This window comes from Leptolyngbya sp. 'hensonii' (genome assembly GCF_001939115.1).
GTDB lineage: Bacteria > Cyanobacteriota > Cyanobacteriia.
Genome location: NZ_MQTZ01000041.1, coordinates 491,183 through 507,055 on the forward strand (window position 1 = coordinate 491,183; position 15,873 = coordinate 507,055).

The 15,873-nt window shown below is 55.6% G+C and carries 12 protein-coding genes; 4 read left to right on the plus strand and 8 right to left on the minus strand.

What is annotated here, in order from left to right:
- The first annotated feature begins 33 nt into the window (after positions 1 to 33).
- Positions 34 to 741 (plus strand): ABC transporter ATP-binding protein, encoded by a 708-nt coding sequence (locus tag BST81_RS14005; RefSeq protein WP_075599083.1) that lies wholly within the window; start codon positions 34 to 36, stop codon positions 739 to 741.
- Here BST81_RS14005 and BST81_RS27555 read toward each other — a convergent pair.
- The gene (locus BST81_RS27555; protein WP_143780340.1) at positions 686 to 991 is read right to left on the minus strand and encodes a hypothetical protein; all 306 of its coding nucleotides are present in this window, start codon (positions 989 to 991) and stop codon (positions 686 to 688) included. The two genes, BST81_RS14005 and BST81_RS27555, sit on opposite strands and share 56 nt — an antisense overlap.
- Positions 992 to 1,288: 297 nt before the next feature.
- On the opposite strand from BST81_RS27555, the gene BST81_RS14010 reads away from it, so the two are divergent.
- Both BST81_RS14010 and BST81_RS14015 read left to right on the plus strand, forming a co-directional pair.
- Positions 1,289 to 1,774 (plus strand): hypothetical protein, encoded by a 486-nt coding sequence (locus BST81_RS14010; RefSeq protein WP_143780341.1) that lies wholly within the window; start codon positions 1,289 to 1,291, stop codon positions 1,772 to 1,774.
- Positions 1,775 to 2,056: 282 nt separating this feature from the next.
- Complete coding sequence (locus BST81_RS14015) at positions 2,057 to 4,507, plus strand: alkaline phosphatase PhoX (RefSeq protein WP_075599085.1); 2,451 nt, start codon at positions 2,057 to 2,059, stop codon at positions 4,505 to 4,507.
- A 56-nt stretch (positions 4,508 to 4,563) separates the two neighbouring features.
- Here BST81_RS14015 and BST81_RS14020 read toward each other — a convergent pair whose 3' ends face one another.
- From BST81_RS14020 to BST81_RS14045, 6 genes are all read right to left on the minus strand, one after another.
- Complete coding sequence (locus BST81_RS14020; RefSeq protein ID WP_075599086.1) at positions 4,564 to 5,625, minus strand: DUF1611 domain-containing protein; 1,062 nt, start codon at positions 5,623 to 5,625, stop codon at positions 4,564 to 4,566.
- A 66-nt stretch (positions 5,626 to 5,691) separates the two neighbouring features.
- Positions 5,692 to 6,735, minus strand: a complete 1,044-nt coding sequence (locus BST81_RS14025; RefSeq protein WP_075599087.1) for a dipeptide epimerase — start codon at positions 6,733 to 6,735, stop codon at positions 5,692 to 5,694.
- Between the two features lie 112 nt (positions 6,736 to 6,847).
- Complete coding sequence (locus tag BST81_RS14030; RefSeq protein WP_075599088.1) at positions 6,848 to 7,810, minus strand: aldo/keto reductase; 963 nt, start codon at positions 7,808 to 7,810, stop codon at positions 6,848 to 6,850.
- A 24-nt stretch (positions 7,811 to 7,834) separates the two neighbouring features.
- Positions 7,835 to 9,226: a cytochrome P450 gene (locus BST81_RS14035; RefSeq protein ID WP_075599089.1), complete on the minus strand. Its 1,392-nt coding sequence runs from the start codon at positions 9,224 to 9,226 to the stop codon at positions 7,835 to 7,837.
- Positions 9,223 to 9,942, minus strand: a complete 720-nt coding sequence (locus BST81_RS14040) for a tetratricopeptide repeat protein (RefSeq protein WP_075599090.1) — start codon at positions 9,940 to 9,942, stop codon at positions 9,223 to 9,225. The genes BST81_RS14035 and BST81_RS14040 overlap by 4 nt, the downstream gene beginning before the upstream one ends.
- An 18-nt stretch (positions 9,943 to 9,960) precedes the next feature.
- Positions 9,961 to 10,377, minus strand: coding sequence for an SRPBCC family protein (locus BST81_RS14045; RefSeq protein WP_075599091.1), 417 nt, complete (start codon positions 10,375 to 10,377; stop codon positions 9,961 to 9,963).
- Between the two features lie 403 nt (positions 10,378 to 10,780).
- On the opposite strand from BST81_RS14045, the gene BST81_RS14050 reads away from it, so the two are divergent.
- On the plus strand, positions 10,781 to 11,875 hold the full coding sequence (locus BST81_RS14050) for a nitronate monooxygenase family protein (protein ID WP_075599092.1): 1,095 nt from the start codon (positions 10,781 to 10,783) through the stop codon (positions 11,873 to 11,875).
- A gap of 129 nt (positions 11,876 to 12,004) precedes the next feature.
- Here the strand turns inward: BST81_RS14050 and bchH are convergent, their stop codons facing one another.
- Positions 12,005 to 15,742 (minus strand): magnesium chelatase subunit H, encoded by a 3,738-nt coding sequence (gene bchH, locus BST81_RS14055; RefSeq protein WP_075599093.1) that lies wholly within the window; start codon positions 15,740 to 15,742, stop codon positions 12,005 to 12,007.
- Positions 15,743 to 15,873: the final 131 nt, after the last annotated feature.

A 15,873-nucleotide genomic window follows, 5' to 3' on the forward strand; every position in this document is an offset into this window, starting at 1 on the left:
GTAAAATAGTCCGTCAGATCCAAACCATGCTCCATGCTAGAAGTTCAGGACATTCACACCTATTACGGCAACATCCATGCCCTCAAAGGCACTTCCCTGTACGTTGAAGAGGGAGAGATCGTCACCTTGATCGGGAGCAATGGAGCCGGAAAAACCACCACGCTGCGAACGATTCAGGGATTGTTGCGTCCCAGTCAGGGCACGATTCGCTTTAACGGACAGGCACTGGAGGTTCTCTCTGCCGAGGCGATCGTTCGGTTGGGCATCTCCCAGAGTCCGGAAGGCCGACTGGTGTTTCCCCGCATGACGGTGCTGGAGAACCTGGAGATGGGAGCCTTTTCCCGGAATGACAGATTGGGCATCAAATCAGATCTGGAACGGGCTATGGTGTTGTTTCCCCGGCTGAAAGAACGGGTGAATCAGAAAGCGGGCACCCTCTCCGGCGGGGAACAACAGATGCTGGCGATCGCCCGGGCCTTGATGGCCCGCCCCCGCTTGCTGCTGCTGGATGAACCCAGTATGGGTCTGGCTCCCCTGCTAGTGAGTCAAATCTTTTCCATCATCAAAGATATCAACAGCCAGGGAATGACTATTTTACTGGTGGAACAAAACGCTCGCATGGCCCTCAGCGTGGCCCATCGAGGCTATGTCCTGCAAACAGGCCAGATTGTGTTGACAGGCACGGCTAAAGAATTACAGGTGAATGAGACGGTGCGGAAGGCTTATCTGGGGGAGAACTAGGGCTGTCTTCCTGCTGCCAGGCCAGTAACTCAAGGGGCTGCTGACCCAGAACGGACACCACAACTGGATCTCGACTGAGCAAACAGGCTGTTTCCCCTGGGGTTAAAACCAGATCGCTGCCCTCGATCGTGAGCCAGGCAATGCCTGCGACAACCTGCACTTTGTGATATTCCGGCGGAATTCGAAAGGTTTCGTTTCGATTCAAGGTCAGGTAGGCGGTAACAACAAATTTGGGTGTGCTGTCTAGCATAGGTGCGACAGTCCTCTGACTGGGGGAGTGAAGGATTGAAGGAGAGTTTCCTCTACTCTTAACCTTAGAGAAGTGGGTAAACCCTGACATCGTCCAGCCGACTCACCCAGTCAGGTGAGAGCCTGGTACAGCCGGATCTTGGGTTTACGGAAAAATACTGGCTTTTTCTATGAAGATTCTGCAAAGTCTCAGGGCAGTGTTTGCTAGAAAACACGGGCTTCGATCGCGCAATCAGTAGGATGACTTCGGTATCACATTTCACTCCTCTCAATCTAAATCTGGAAGCCAGTTTCGTCCATGAGTTTGTCAACTATAGTTTATCGACTTCGTCTGACACCCATGATCGCAGGGGTCAGTTGTCTGATTGGGTTTGCGATCGTGCTTGGCTCTGGAACGCTTCAGCCTGTTCAGGCTGAGACCCGGCAAGTTAACCTGACCCTAACCTCTGGGGGATATGCCAACTTTGCTGATCTGCGGCAGCAAGCAGAAGCCATGGCTGCCGACTCCATCCAGCAATTTTTCCTCCAGAATCCTGCTGCAGATGAGGTCTCAGTCAAGATTACGGGTGAGCACAATGGAACGGAAGTTCCGCTTTTGTTCTTAACCGTTTCCCGGAGCAACTGGAAGCAGACCCCCAGCATTCAAGCCTGGGCCAGGTATTTCAGTAGTTCTGAGAAATTGTTGGGATTCATCAAGCCTCAACCAGTTGGCCTCTCGATCGCCCTCATCGATACGCAATATCGACAGGCTCTGAAGGAACAGGCTGCCTATCGAGATGATTGAGGGGACTGTCTCCCCTTATGTGAAGAGACAGTCAATTAACTCTGGCTTGACCTGGTCTTAATTTTCTAGCCTTATATTTTCTTTGGCTTAGTAGCAAAACCTACCATTTTTGCCCCTATAGACCTGAGCTTTTCTGCCTTAACCTGTGGCGATGAGATTTTACTGAGGTCTGACCAGGAATTCTTTCAGGTTCAGATAGTCTGCCATTCCATCTAAAGTTTGCCTACTTGAAGTTGTTTTTCTCCGTCCAAGTTCTATTTACTGATCACCAGAGAGAGTTCTATGTCTAATTTAAGCCGTCGGCAACTGCTGATGTTTTTTGGAGCCAGTGCGGGTGCTGCTGCTATTGCTCCCGAAGTAGGCGAAGCCCTGCTGGGTCTGGGGTCCACTGCTGCTGAAGCTGCTGCGCCGCTCGCCTTCACTGCCCTATATCTGCCCAGCCCGCTGCCCATCCACAAGGTTCTGAGAAGCTATCAGCCCACGGGTGGTTTTAATACGGATGGCAGCCCCAAGTTTGCCCTCAAAACCCCTTCTGCCAATCCCAAGCCAGCATCCTATGCGGTAGTGGATGATGTGGTTGTGCCTCCCGAATACGATCGCTATGTGATCGTAGGCTGGGGTGACAAGGTGTTTGCCAACACCCCCTACGCCAAAGCCTCTGACTACTTCGGTTACAACTGCGATTACACCGGCTACGTTCCGGTAGCAAGCAGTGCAGATGACGTGTACCTCTGGGTCAACCATGAATACGTCTCCTTCCCCATCGCAGGTAGCGCTCCTGGCGCAGTTGCCTCTGTACAGACTCTGCCCGGCACCTATGAGCCTGTGATCGGTAAGCCCCTGCCTGCGACCAGAAACACGGAACTGGATGGGGAATTCCTCTACAACACCGGCGGTTCCATTGTTCGGATCACCCGCACCGCTGCCAACGGACGCTTCGTTGTGAACGGGAATAAGGCTGGCAACTGGCGCGTCCATGGCCTCTCCGGTTTGGGTCTGAATGCTACCCGGCCCGGTGGCTTCCCCAGCAACTGGGGTGCTGCGGACTATCAGCAGGGGGATGACCGTTACCTGATTGGTACCGGACCAGCGGTTAAGGATGTGTTCGAGAAGGTCAACACCGATAGCCTGGGCAACAAGATCATCGGCACCAGCTTCAACTGTTCCGGTGGCACGACCCCCTGGTATACCATCATGTCTGCTGAAGAAAACTTCCAGGGTGGCGGTGCCTTCTTCTCTGGCGTGACCGAAGGGATCAAGAAGGATGGAAGCCAGGCTGGTTACACCGCAGGCACCACCGGTGAGCGGTTCGGTCAGGTGGGCGAGAAGTACGGCTGGATGGTCGAAATCGACCCAGCCAACCCAAGCTGGAGAGTCCGGAAGCACAGCGCTCTGGGTCGTTTCCGCCACGAAAATATCACCATGCGGGTGGAAGCTGGCAAGAAGCTGGTGGCCTACATGGGTGACGATCGTCGGGGTGGTCACACCTGGAAGTACGTCAGTAAAGGGGTTGTGGCTGATCCCACCAGCAAAGCCAACAGCGCATTGCTGGAAGACGGTACCCTCTACGTGGCCAAGTTTAATGAGAATGGTACCGGTGAGTGGATTCCACTCACCCTGGACACGCCGACCAACCCCGTTTCCCCCGGTGTGATCTCTCAGATCGCCTACGATGCTTTCCCCCAATTCCGCACGGGGGCGGTGCCAGCAGCTTCTAGCGCTCAACAGCGTCTGGTCAATGGCCTGGTCAACCTGCCCCGACGGGCTGGTGTTGCCGGTCAAACTGCTGAGGGTGGGTTCCTGGCGGTTACCCGCCTGAACGAAGCTACGATTCTGCCTGCTTACCAGGGCAAGAAACTGAGTGACTTCTACGATAACCTGGGCGCAATCCTCTGTGATGCCTATCCGGCAGCGAACCTGGTGGGTGGTACTCCTACGGCTCGTCCAGAAGATCTGGAAGTCAGCCCCCTCGACCCCCGTCAGGTCTTCATCGCCTACACCGATGGCGCTCCTGGTAGCGATGGTTATCCCGATGCCCGCATTTTCCAGGTGGCTAAGTTCAGTGCATCTGTGAACGCAACCCAGCAGCCCGGTGGTCTCTACCGGATTACGGAAGACAGTGCCGACAGCACGGGTACAACCTTCCAGTGGATCAAGTACAACCAGGGTGGAGAAGCAGGTTCTCAGGGTGCTTCTGGTTTTGCCGCTGTGGATAACCTGGCTTTCGACCCCCTGGGTAACATCTGGGGTGTCACGGACATGTCCACCGGTTTGCACAACGGTTTCCAGGAGGGAACCAGCGGCACTCCCCTGACGATCAACCACACGGCGATTGGCGATGTCTCCAACTTCGTCGGGGTATTTGGCAACAACTGGATGTTCTATGTCCCCACCAGCGGCCCCAATGCGGGTCAGGTGACTCCCTTTGCCTACGGCCCAGTTCGCTGTGAGATGACAGGCCCAACCTTTGTGGGTAACACCCTGATTGTCTCCGTGCAGCACCCTGGTGAAGATTGCCCGATCGACGATGGCACCGTCCTCACCCGGACGACCGAAATGCTGGCCCTGGATGGTACCCTGTTCAACCAGACCCGCAGCGTAAATCGGGGCAGCTCCTGGCCCGGCAACCTGCCTGATGCGGCCTTCAGCGCTGGTACGAACAACTTCAAGGGTGCCCTCCCCCGTCCGACCGTGATCGGGATCCGTCGCAAGACTGGCAACCGCTTCATCTAAGTTCTGTTAACCTGAGTTCTGTTTAACCAAAGGGGACGCGATCGCGTCCCCTTTTTTCAGGGATTGGCCAGGATTGCATCCAGCAATAGCTCAACCCCATAGCGGATTGGATCCGTACAGGGCAAGCCAGTTTCAGCCTGAGTCTGGTCGATCGCCGCCCTGGCCGCTGTCTCATCCAGATGGGCTGTATTGAGGGCGATCGCGGCCACCTTGGCTGGGGTAAAGGCTCCGCCAGCAGCGGCCACCGTCTGATAGAGGTGAATCACCTCTGGCAACGGCGGAATGGCTACGTCCGGAAAGGTACGAATATGGGTCTGGCCAAAGCGATGGGCCAGAATCAGGTGGGTGGGTTGGGCTCCGCGCAACAGAGGCAATGTGGCGGTGGAAGCTGGATTTAGCAAAGACCCCTGCCCTTCAACATGCACAATGTCTTGCCCTGGTCCCACCCGCATCAGCCATTCTTCTACTGCACCGGAAGCAAAATCCACCCGCACTGCATCCAGGGGTACCCCCACTTCTCCCAGCATGAGGGCAGTCTGTCCCGTGCCAATGAAACGGGAGCGCAGGCCCTGTCGCAGAGAAGCCCGATGCAGTTCTAGTCCTGTGGTCATTTTGCCGATCGACATATCGGTGCCCACCGCCAGCACCCGCCGACAGGTGAGTTGTCGCGCCCGTCCACTGCCCACCGTCAGACCCGTAGGCTCCTGACGCACATCCCAGATCCATTGCCCTTGGCGCAATTCTTTCTGAAAGGTCGGTAGCATCGGGGTATGCAGGCCATTAACGATCGACAATCCCGCATCGATCGCCCGCTCAATCTCATGCATCCAGACTGCTGGTAAGGCTCCTCCGGATGGGGCAATGCCAATCGCCAGCACCTGGGGCTGAAAGGCCAGGGCTTCCACCACAGAAGCCACGATCGGAACCTGTCGCGGTATCCCTGTTAGCTCTGGCAGGGATGCTCCAGCGGTGTCCGCGTCGATCACGGCGACGATCGTGGTTGGACTGTAGCGCAACAGGGACAGTCCTGTTTTCCCCTGGACGCCCCGCACGCCATCATGGAGCAAAATTGCCATGCGGGTTTCAGGGTTGCGAATAATTTCACTGGGATTTCTCATTTGTCATTTGCCATTGGATTGATCCCCACCTGGGAGGGGTGGCCCGCAGGGCCGGGTTGGGTTGGGTCATTGGCGATCGGCTTTGATGCCCAGGCCAGGGAGGTCTGGAGGAATCAGGCATCCATTCTGAAGGTAGGCTCCGGTAAAGGGATCATCCAGCAGGTTGAGGTGGCTGTCCAGATCCAGGTGATCGGCTAAGGGAGAGAGATGGGCCATGGCGGTGTTCGCCAGAGTACTGTCAGAGTAACATCCAAACATGACCTGCAGCTCGCAGGCTCGGGCGGTATGGATCATCCGCAGGGCTTCTGATAACCCTCCAGATTTCATCAGTTTAATGTTGATGCCATGGATCCGATCGGCCAGCAAGGGAATGTCCCGACTGGTAAAGCAACTCTCATCCACAAAGATGGGTAGGGGAGACTGGCGGTATAGCTTGACTAGTTGACATTCCTGGCCTCTGGTCATGGGTTGCTCAATATAGGTAACCCCCTGTTCCGCCAGCCAGTGACTCATTTGGATGGCTTCATCCAGAGTCCAGCCACCATTGGCATCTACACTTAGTTTTGTACCTGCTGGGACTTCTGCCAGCACTGCTGTCAGCATGGCTCGATCTGCCTCCACCCCTGCCGGACTGCCCAGTTTGACTTTCACAGCCTGGGCCTGAGTTAACTGCAGCCAGTCTCGCACGCGCTGCTGAGCAATATTGGGGGGATTAATGCCGATCGTGACTGAAGTGGGGCCAATTTTTTCCCGATCCAGCCCCCACAGTTGCCAGAGGGGCAGGCCCACAGACTTTCCCAACCAGTCCAGCAGGGCTGTGTCGATCGCGGCCTGGGCTGCCGAAGGGAGGGACTGGAGTAGGGGAGCGATCGCCTGTTGCTCCAGGGGACTGTAGGAGGCCAGCAACGGGATAGCCTGCTGCAGGGCATGGACGATCGCCTCGGTGGTTTGGGGGCAGTCCCCGATCGAGAACGGAGATCCCTCTCCCCAGCCTTCGATGCCCTCGTGCTGCACTCTGACCCAGACATTTGTGCTCTGCGCCGTTGTTCCCCGACTGATCGTCAGAGGAAACCGCTTATGCACCGTGAAGGCCTCAACCTGGATTTTCATGGTTGGTCATTAGTCACTGGTCACTTGTTGAATTGCACATTCTTGATTTCAAGTGATCCATCAGGAAGGTTTCGCCATCCATCCCGGAGGCCAATTGTTCCACGGTCAATAACTAAGTAAAATGCCACATCAGCGGATCGTCATCCAGGTAATCCGTAACCAGGCGACCGATCGCGTCAATTTCCTGTAACTCGCTGTCGGAGAGGATAATTTCAACCGCACCCGCATTTTCATTGGCCTGTTCGGCATGCCGTGCCCCAACGATCGCGCTGGTCTGGGGTTGGGCAATTAACCAGGCCAGGGCCAGATTGCCCAGGCTCACCTGTTTGCGCTCGGCGATCGGGCGCAGTTGATCCAGGGCTTGCTGGGCTCGCTGGTAGTTGTCTGATTCAAACAGGCGGTTCTTGGAGCGATGATCGCCGGGTTCAAACTGATGGCTCAGGTCAAATCTGCCGGTTAACAGTCCCTGGGCCAGGGAAGAATAGGCCAGGATGGAGATGTTGTGGGCCGTGCAGTAGGGCATGGCGTCTTTTTCCACCTGCCGCCAGAACAGGGAATAGGGGGGTTGCAGACTATCAATCCGGCCATACTGGGCGGCCTCTTCAATTTGAGCTTTGGAAAAATTGGAAACCCCGATCGCCCGAATCTTGCCTTGCTGCTGGAGATCGGTCATGGCCCGCATCGTTTCTGAGATCGGCACCACTTCGCTGGCAAAAGATCCAGAGGGCCAGTGAATCTGGTACAGGTCAATGTAGTCTGTTTTCAGGTTCTTCAGCGACCGATCGCAGGCTTCGATCACCTGATCGTACTTGAGGTGATTGGCAAATACTTTCGTAGCCAGAACGGCCTGATCCCGCACATCGCCAATAGCCCGACTGACAATCTGTTCCGAGTGGCCTTCCCCATAGACTTCGGCGGTGTCGATCGTAGTGATACCCGCCTCAAACGCCGCCCGAATGGCTCGCGTCGTCTCTGCATCATCGATGCCCACCCACATGCGTTTGCCCGCCTGCCAGGTCCCCATAATCAGGGGTGTAATCTGGATATCTGTGTTGCCCAATTGCCGAGTTTTCATCCGCGATTTTACTCCTTGCAAACCTTATGCCTGCTTGCGATCGGCTGTGACGACCAATCGGGTTCCCCCAGCCGGAGCAAAGGTCAACCCTCGACGAGCCGCTTGGGGCGGCTTTTTCTCAACCGATTTCAAAGAATAACGGGAGAGAATTTTGGCCAGGGCCAGTTTCATTTCAAACAGGGCAAAGGCCATCCCGATACAGCGCCGACTACTACCGCCGAAGGGTAAAAACTCATAGGGGGAAAACTGCCGCTCCAGAAACCGTTCTGGCCGGAACTGGTTGGGTTCTGGATACAGATCCGGACGATGATGGGTGAGATAGATGCAAACGGACAGAACAGTTCCTGCTGGCAAGTCATAGTCCAGCAGTTGCATCGGGACCTGCAACACCCGTGAGAAGGTGAAGAAGGCGATCGGCACAATTCGCAGAGTTTCCTGGCAGACCGCACTCAGATAGGGGAGCTGGGCAATGTCCATCGGTTCTGCCTGGTCCAGATCGATCGTAGCCAGTTCCTGCATCAGCCGCTCTCTCACGTCCGGCAGATAGTGAATCCAGCCCAAGGCCCAGGTGAGGGAATTGGCTGTGGTCTCTTGCCCCGCAATCAGCAACGTCATCAACTCATCCCGCAGTTCCTTATCGGTCATCCCCTGACCCGCTTCATCCTGGACCGCCATCATCAGGCTGAGGATATCGTCTCCGGGGGGAATAGTGCCCTGGCGGCGATCGTGGATTTCCTGGTATAGGAGCCGATCCAGTTGTTCCCGTTGCCGTAAGAACCGGCCCCAGGGACTCCAGGCCCCCCAATCCTGCTGCAAGCCTCGGAAGAACAGGGCACTGGTGGTCACGGGTGAGGTAAAGGCATTCATCATGGCCGAGAGAATGGCGCTGATTTGCTCAAATCGCTCCCCTTCCTGCAGCCCAAAAACTGCTCTGAGGATCACTCGCAGGGAAATCGCCTGCATACTGCTGTGGACGGCAAAGGGGTGCTTTAAGGACCACTTGTCAATCACTTGGTCTGTAATCTGGCCAATCAGTTGACCATAGGCCCGCATCCGTTCCCCATGAAAGGGTGGGGTCAGTAATTTGCGCCGTTGCAGATGCCGATCGCCATCCAGCAAAAACAGGGAGTCTGTGCCGACAAAGGGCAGCAGCACTTGATTGGCAGAACCCGATTCAAATTTTTTGGGATCAGCCGTAAAAATTTCCTGAATGGCTTTGGGATTGCTGATCACGACCAGCGGGGGAAACCCATGAAACTCATCTACAAAAATATCCCCATACTGGTGAGCCAGGGCTTCCAGCCGTTTCACCGGCCATAAAATAATGCCCAACGTTTTCAACAACTTCGAACCATCGGCAGCACGGGGCAAAGGCTTGCGGATTGGCGTTGGAGGAGTTTCTGTCTGGCTGCTCATGATGAATGCTCCTCTGACTCGTTGACCAGATCCAGCACAGCCTCAGTGCGTTGAATCTGGTCAGAACTGAACCCGGCCTGTTTTAAGTCTTCGGCGAGAAACGCCCGATCGCGATACCGGCTCTCCAGGGCGATCGCCTGCCGGTAAGATTCCCGTGCTGCTGCCCGATCGCCAGAACCCAGATGAGCAATAGCTGCTGCCACCAGAGGGTGGGGATTGCTCGGTTCCAGTTTGGCAGCCTTCTGGGCCATGTCGATCGCTACCTTGTAGGACTTCAAGCGCTCATAGGCCAGACTTAGATTGTAATAGGCAATTTCATTATCGTCTTGCAGGAGCAAAGCCCAGCGATGGGTGAATAGGGTCCAGTTCAAATCTCCCTGGACCAGATAAACAATGCCCAGGGCATTGAAGGCCGGAACATTGGTGGAATCGAGGCGAATGGCCTGCACCAGGGACTCTGCCGCTGCCTTCTCCTGGGTGGCCAGATGCTGAGTCCAGCCCAGGAGCACCCAGCCGGAAGCGGTCTTGGGATCCAGTTTCACCGACTTTTGGAAAGCGGCGATCGCCGCCGGAAACTGGCCCTCATTGCGATAGCGCAATCCCAGTTCCCGATATTCAGTAGCCGTGGTAGCTGCCAGGGCTGGAAGTGCGATCGGGGATAGAAACCCGAAGGCAAACAACAGGATTGGAACGCACTTAAATTCTTTCCAAAACACAGATGACTCCTGGCAATCTCACAATTCACATTCGGCCTGAAGGCGTAAATTTTCCATGACTGAAGGCAACACCCGCTTGAATTTTCGCCCCAGGAGAAAGCCGAATAAACCACCCAAAAAACCCGAAAACCGAATTTCATGGGTAAATTTTGTCAATCCTTCCCGATCAGAAAAGGAGCGACGGATCGTTAATTGGCTTAAGAATAGCGGGATGGTAAAGGCGTAGCTTTCACCAGGATGATACTCCGTAATCTCAAAAGCAGATTTCACCCCCGTTTTGGGCACCAGTGTGCCTTTGCTTCCCAGAGCAAAATTGCCATTCAAATAGGCTGATTTCAGTTCTGTATCCCACTCAGCCCAGGTTGAGACATCTGTCCAGAGACGCCAGATGGCCTGCCGTGAAGCTGTAGTTGCGATCGTATGAGAAAACTTCATGGCGCAATTAATCCTTGAACCAGCTAAACAACAGCTTTGCAATGATCTTAGGAATGAGAATTAAATAACACCGATAAACTTCTGCTTGCCCTCACCCCCCTGCCCCCTCTCCCGGCGGGAGAGGGGGAGGGGTTGGGGGTTGGGGGTGAGGGCTGAAGAAATCCAGGTTATTTAATTCCTGTTCCTAAAGTCCAGCCATCTCTCCAGGGGATGTGTAGGCTGGCTCAACGAAGTCGCAGCCAGAAGGCTGCCTGAATTGGAGTTGTATAGCTACTTAACTATAAAGTTGTAAATTTAGAATAAAGTCCTTATGCTTAAGGAGGGCTGACAAATCTGGTTGACTGACAGGTAGCCAGAATGCTTGCTGCTCCCGCAGATAAAGACTTTGTGACTTCAGGAATTTATGCAACCCTTACCTTCCCTCCAAATTGGCCAGCACGTTGCCCGCTATCCCGTTATTCAGGGAGGCATGGGCATCCGCATTTCAGGGGCACGGCTGGCTGCTGCTGTGGCCAACGCAGGGGGCATTGGCATCATCTCCGCTGTTGCTCTGGGGCTAAACTCACCGTACTTCGATATTAAGGTACGCAATACCCACAAGCGGCGAGAGCAGTTTTTTGAGGCCAATCGGCTGGCTCTGATTGATGAAATTCAGAAAGCCCGTGGCCTCAGTCCTGATGGGGTGATTGGAGTAAATGTCATGGTGGCGGCCCAGGATTACGAAACCCTGATTCGCACTGCGGCGGAACAGGGGGTGAATTTGATTATCTCTGGAGCTGGACTGCCGTTCCAGATGCCCGAATATGCCGCAGGCTATCCAGAGGTGGCCCTGGTGCCGATCGTGTCCACAACCCGCGCCGCTCGCATCATCTGCCGTAAATGGGAACGTCAGTATGGGCGGCTTCCGGATGCCTTTGTGGTGGAAAATCCCAATTCGGCGGGAGGGCATCTGGGGGCAAAATCAGAGGAACTGGGGGATCCAGCATTGGAGGCCGAGCAGGTGATCCCAGAACTGGTGGCCTATCTGCAACAGGAAGTCGGGCAACCTATTCCGGTGATTGCGGCAGGAGGAGCCTGGGATCGGGCCGATATCGATCGGATGCTGGCTTTGGGTGCAAGGGGTGTCCAGATTGGCACCCGCTTTATCACCACGAATGAATGCGATGCAGATATCCGCTACAAGGAATTTCACCTGCAGGCCCGATCGGAGGATGTGGTGATTATCTCCAGCCCGGTCGGATTACCAGGACGGGCATTGCGGAATGCCTTTGTAGAAAAGGCTCTGGCCGGTTCTCCTGATCTGGAAAAACGATGTCTTTTGAACTGTCTCCATACCTGTAAATGTCGTGATGAGCAGCAATACTATTGCATTATTCAGGCATTGGATCGAGCTGCCCGTGGAGATATTGAAAATGGCTTGATTTTTGCTGGAAGTAATGCTGGACGAGCCGAACGTATTATCTCTGTTGCAGAACTGATGGCAGAGTTAGTGGCCTGATTGCACGGACAAGCCTTTGATCGTGGATTGGGTGGAACGAACTGGAATCCCCTATCAATGAGGATTTTGTTAGTTTCTGCTGGGGTGTTTCCCTGCTGGGGTGAAGTTGCCATCTTCGACGCCCAAGCTTCAGGATGGGGTTACCCCTTCCAAATCCTCATCCGTCAGGTCATACAGGGAGCGTAACTGCTCCAGTTTCTCCGAGTCAGGGTGCCAGAATCCTCGCCCGTGGGCTTCCAGCATGCGCCCGACAATGTTGCGAAAGGCTTCTGGATTGGCCTGCCGCAGTTTCTCGGCCATGGCTGCATCCAGAGCATAGGTGTCTGCGGCCTGGTTATAGACCCAGGATTCCTGAAAGTCCACAGTACCACCCCAACCGATCAGGGCGGTCATCCGCTGGGAAATCTCATAGGCTCCGCCAGACCCTTGAGCGGCCATGGCCTCTGCCCAGCGGGGGTTGAGCAGCTTGCTGCGGTATTCGAGACGCAGCACTTCATCTAAATTTCGCGGTGTTGGATGGCGGGAAAAACTCTCGACGAAGCTGGCGGTGACCTTGCGACCCTGTTGCTGTTCAGCAGCCTGTTTCAGAGCACCGGTGTTGGCGTAATACTCCTGAATATCTGTCAGGCCATACTCCACCGAGTCGATCTCCTGCACAATCCGCTGGGTGGTTTGAAGCAAGGTGTTCAAGACTTCCGATCGGGCCTCTCCCCGATCCTGACGACCATAACTAAAGGCATTGCGACCCTGCCAGGTTTGCCCCAACTCCTGGCCCGATTCCCAGTTAGAAGCCACCACCTGGTCATTCACCAGGGAGCCATAATCCCCAGCAGGATTTGAGAACAATCGGGCGGCCCCATTCTGGATGCCCCTGGCCTGCAGATCCAGGGCATGTTTGCGGATGAAATTCTGCTCGATCGGCTCCTCCACTGCTGCCGCTCGCTGGAACAGATCATCCAGCAGTTCAATCACATTCACGAAACTATCTCGGAAGATGCCAGACAGGTTCGCCAGCACATCAATCCGGGGATGGCCCACCGTCTCCAGGGGCTTCAACTCATAGCGCACAATGCGTCCGGTCCCTTCCTTGACCGGCTCTGCGCCGACCAGTTCCAGCAGAATCCCCAGGGATTCGCCCTTGGTTTTGATTACATCCAGGCCCCACAGCATCACGGCCACCGTTTCGGGATAGGTCTGGTGTTGTTCCTGATGCTGAGCCAGGATCTGGTGGGCGATCGCTCGGCCCCGTTCATAGGCTGCCGCAGACGGCATCCGATAGGGATCGAGGGCATGAATGTTACGGCCCGTTGGCAATACCCCTGGCCCATCCCGCAGCAGATCGCCTCCGGGGGCTGGGGGAATGTACTCCCCATTCAGCCCCCGCAGCAGGTTCGTCAGTTCCCCATCGGTTTGCAGCAGCAAATCCCGCACCAGAATCGCCTGGTCGATCATCTCCTCTGAAATGGATTGACTGGAGACCCGATTCAGGACTGTTTTGCGATCGCCCCCCGCCACAATCTCCTGTAGTACTGGCTCTGGCAGAGCCTCCTCCCCCAGGTACGCCTGCAGATAGCTGGTCAGTTTGGCTGCGTCAGGCCGATCGCCCAGAATGTGCAGTCCAGAGGAAAACAGGCGATTCTCCAGCGTCTGCAGGTACTCGTAGAGTTTGATCAGGTAGCGATCGAACACCTCTGGACTGAACAGACGGACATTTTCGGGGGAGAAGCCAATCCCCAGACGTTTGGCCTCCTCAAAGGGACAATCCGCATCCAGGCCCGTATCCATGACTTTCTGGCAAATGATTTCCTGGAGGGCGTAATTCTTCTGGGGGTCTTCCCGATACTCCGAAATCAGATCCCGCAGGGTGACCAGTTCCTTGTACAGGCCCGCCCGCCCGTAGGGAGGCACATTATGAGACACCAACACCCCATAGCCCCGGCGCTTCGCCAGCATAGATTCAGAAGGATTGTTCGCCGCATAAACATAGAGGTGGGGCAGATGGCCCAGCAGAATATCTGGCCAGGAATAGCCTGTATTCCCCAGGGGACAACCGGGCAGCCATTCCATGGTGCCGTGCATGCCGAAGTGAACCACAGCATCCGCCTGGAAATCCTGTTGCAGCCACTGGTAGAAGGCAGCGTACTGGGGATGGGGGGTCATATCCCGTTCGAACATCAGCCGCATAGGGTCGCCAGGAATGCCCAGGGGAGGTTGCACCCCAATCCAGACGTTCCCCAGTTGCACCCCCCCAATCCAGAAGTCTTCCCCGTAGGTTTTAATCCCTGAACCCGTGAGAGATTTCCACTGCTGCTCAATCCGGTGGGCCTTCAGGTAGCCCAGCCAACGATCGAGGGCATAGACGGAAACGGTGGGTCCGGCATGGATCTCTGGCGTAGTGGGTAATTCATCCGCTGCTTTCACTTGCCGGATCAGGTCTTCCCCATCTAGAGGCAGGTCCCCGATCGTATATCCCTGCTCCTCCATCGCCTGTAGCAGCTTCAGCAAGGATTGGGGCACATTTAGCAGGGCCGCTGTACCGGCAGCCCCATAACCAGGTGGGAAGCCATAGAGGATAATGGCAATCCGCCGGTCAGCGGAGGGCTTCTGACGCAGGGCGATCCATTGCTTCAGCCTGCCAGTCAACCGTTTCACCCGCTCCGGGATCAGGTAGATGGTGTCACCCACCAATCCTCCCAGGGGTACCGGATCGATCGCCCCATCCAGTTCCGGCAGGGCATAGAGCACCACACTTTGCAATCCCCCAATCCCTTTGCGAGTCCAGGAATGGATATCCTGGATCAGCAAGGGGGCCGACACCACATAGGGCACATTCTTTGTCATCAGGATCTGCTGGGCAATGTCGGAGCGTCGCCCCCCCTCCATGGAACCTGCCGGACCTCCCACCAGGGGAAAACCGATCGTGGAGACGATCGCATCCACAACCACCGCATCATCCGACAGAGAGAGGACCTCCACCTTTCCGGCCCGTCGCTGAGCCTGCTCATAGGTCGTCGTCATCAAATCCCGCACGGCCACATGGGCCTCCACCCCATTGATGAAAATGGGCAGAGGAATCAGACCCGCCTGCTCAAATTCCCGAATCAGCTGGGGAATGTAGGGCTGTTTGGTGATGACGTGTTTGCGGTAGAGGAGAATCCCCACCACGGGACGGGTTCGCTGCTCCCGATCGACCCGACCGAGATACCAGTTCAAATAAGCTCTGGGAGATTCGAAATAGCCCTCATAGTTGGGATGCAGGAGGCCGATATTAGGGGTTTCGATCGGGGGCGCGATCGCGCCCACCGTCAGCCCCAGATATTTCTCAGCCAGGGTCCAGAATAGGGCCGCCACATTCTCCGCGCCCCCGGCGTTCCAGTAGCCATAGATGATCAGCCACTGGCGCAGATCCTGTACTTTCGCTACCGGCACAAATTTCAGGAGCTTGGGACCCAGCTTCAGAAAGCTGATGTAACCGGCCAACTTGTCCTCTTCCCGCCCGTTACTGAACTTATCCAGGATGAACTTCACGGGCTTGGGCATGCCTTTGGGCCGATCGCCGATTGCAAAGGCCCCCAACCGGGTCAGACTCATCAACTCCAGAGCTGACTCAAACACCAGACGCATGGGGACTGTCTGCAGCCGATCGCGCAGCCATACGACCTGGTCATAGTCAAACAGGAGACTACCGAAAAACACCTGGGCTCCCTGCAGGGACTGCTCCACCGCCGTGGGATTGGCCGCCAGATCCCGATCGCTGAAGACAAGGATTTCCAGACCAGGACAGCGCTCTTGAGCTGTTTGGGCCGCCTGCCGATACAGATCAGCATTGAAAGATTCAAACCCAGCAATCAGAACAATGCGTGGCATAGGGTGCAGAGAAGGGGGATGCTAGAATTATCATATCGAGAGAATTTATAAAACTTTATATTTCGGATCTCGCCAGATTCCTGTCGAATTGTGATGCATAGGTGTTGCCTTCACGGGTCTGTATCGGATCT

What these genes read in the sequence shown, in the direction of transcription:
- BST81_RS14005 (WP_075599083.1), top strand. Translation starts at nt 34, where the DNA reads ATGCTAGAAGTTCAGGACATTCACACCTATTACGGCAACATCCATGCC.
- BST81_RS27555 (WP_143780340.1), bottom strand. Translation starts at nt 991, where the DNA reads ATGCTAGACAGCACACCCAAATTTGTTGTTACCGCCTACCTGACCTTG.
- BST81_RS14010 (WP_143780341.1), top strand. Translation starts at nt 1,289, where the DNA reads ATGAGTTTGTCAACTATAGTTTATCGACTTCGTCTGACACCCATGATC.
- BST81_RS14015 (WP_075599085.1), top strand. Translation starts at nt 2,057, where the DNA reads ATGTCTAATTTAAGCCGTCGGCAACTGCTGATGTTTTTTGGAGCCAGT.
- BST81_RS14020 (WP_075599086.1), bottom strand. Translation starts at nt 5,625, where the DNA reads ATGAGAAATCCCAGTGAAATTATTCGCAACCCTGAAACCCGCATGGCA.
- BST81_RS14025 (WP_075599087.1), bottom strand. Translation starts at nt 6,735, where the DNA reads ATGAAAATCCAGGTTGAGGCCTTCACGGTGCATAAGCGGTTTCCTCTG.
- BST81_RS14030 (WP_075599088.1), bottom strand. Translation starts at nt 7,810, where the DNA reads ATGAAAACTCGGCAATTGGGCAACACAGATATCCAGATTACACCCCTG.
- BST81_RS14035 (WP_075599089.1), bottom strand. Translation starts at nt 9,226, where the DNA reads ATGAGCAGCCAGACAGAAACTCCTCCAACGCCAATCCGCAAGCCTTTG.
- BST81_RS14045 (WP_075599091.1), bottom strand. Translation starts at nt 10,377, where the DNA reads ATGAAGTTTTCTCATACGATCGCAACTACAGCTTCACGGCAGGCCATC.
- BST81_RS14050 (WP_075599092.1), top strand. Translation starts at nt 10,781, where the DNA reads ATGCAACCCTTACCTTCCCTCCAAATTGGCCAGCACGTTGCCCGCTAT.
- bchH (WP_075599093.1), bottom strand. Translation starts at nt 15,742, where the DNA reads ATGCCACGCATTGTTCTGATTGCTGGGTTTGAATCTTTCAATGCTGAT.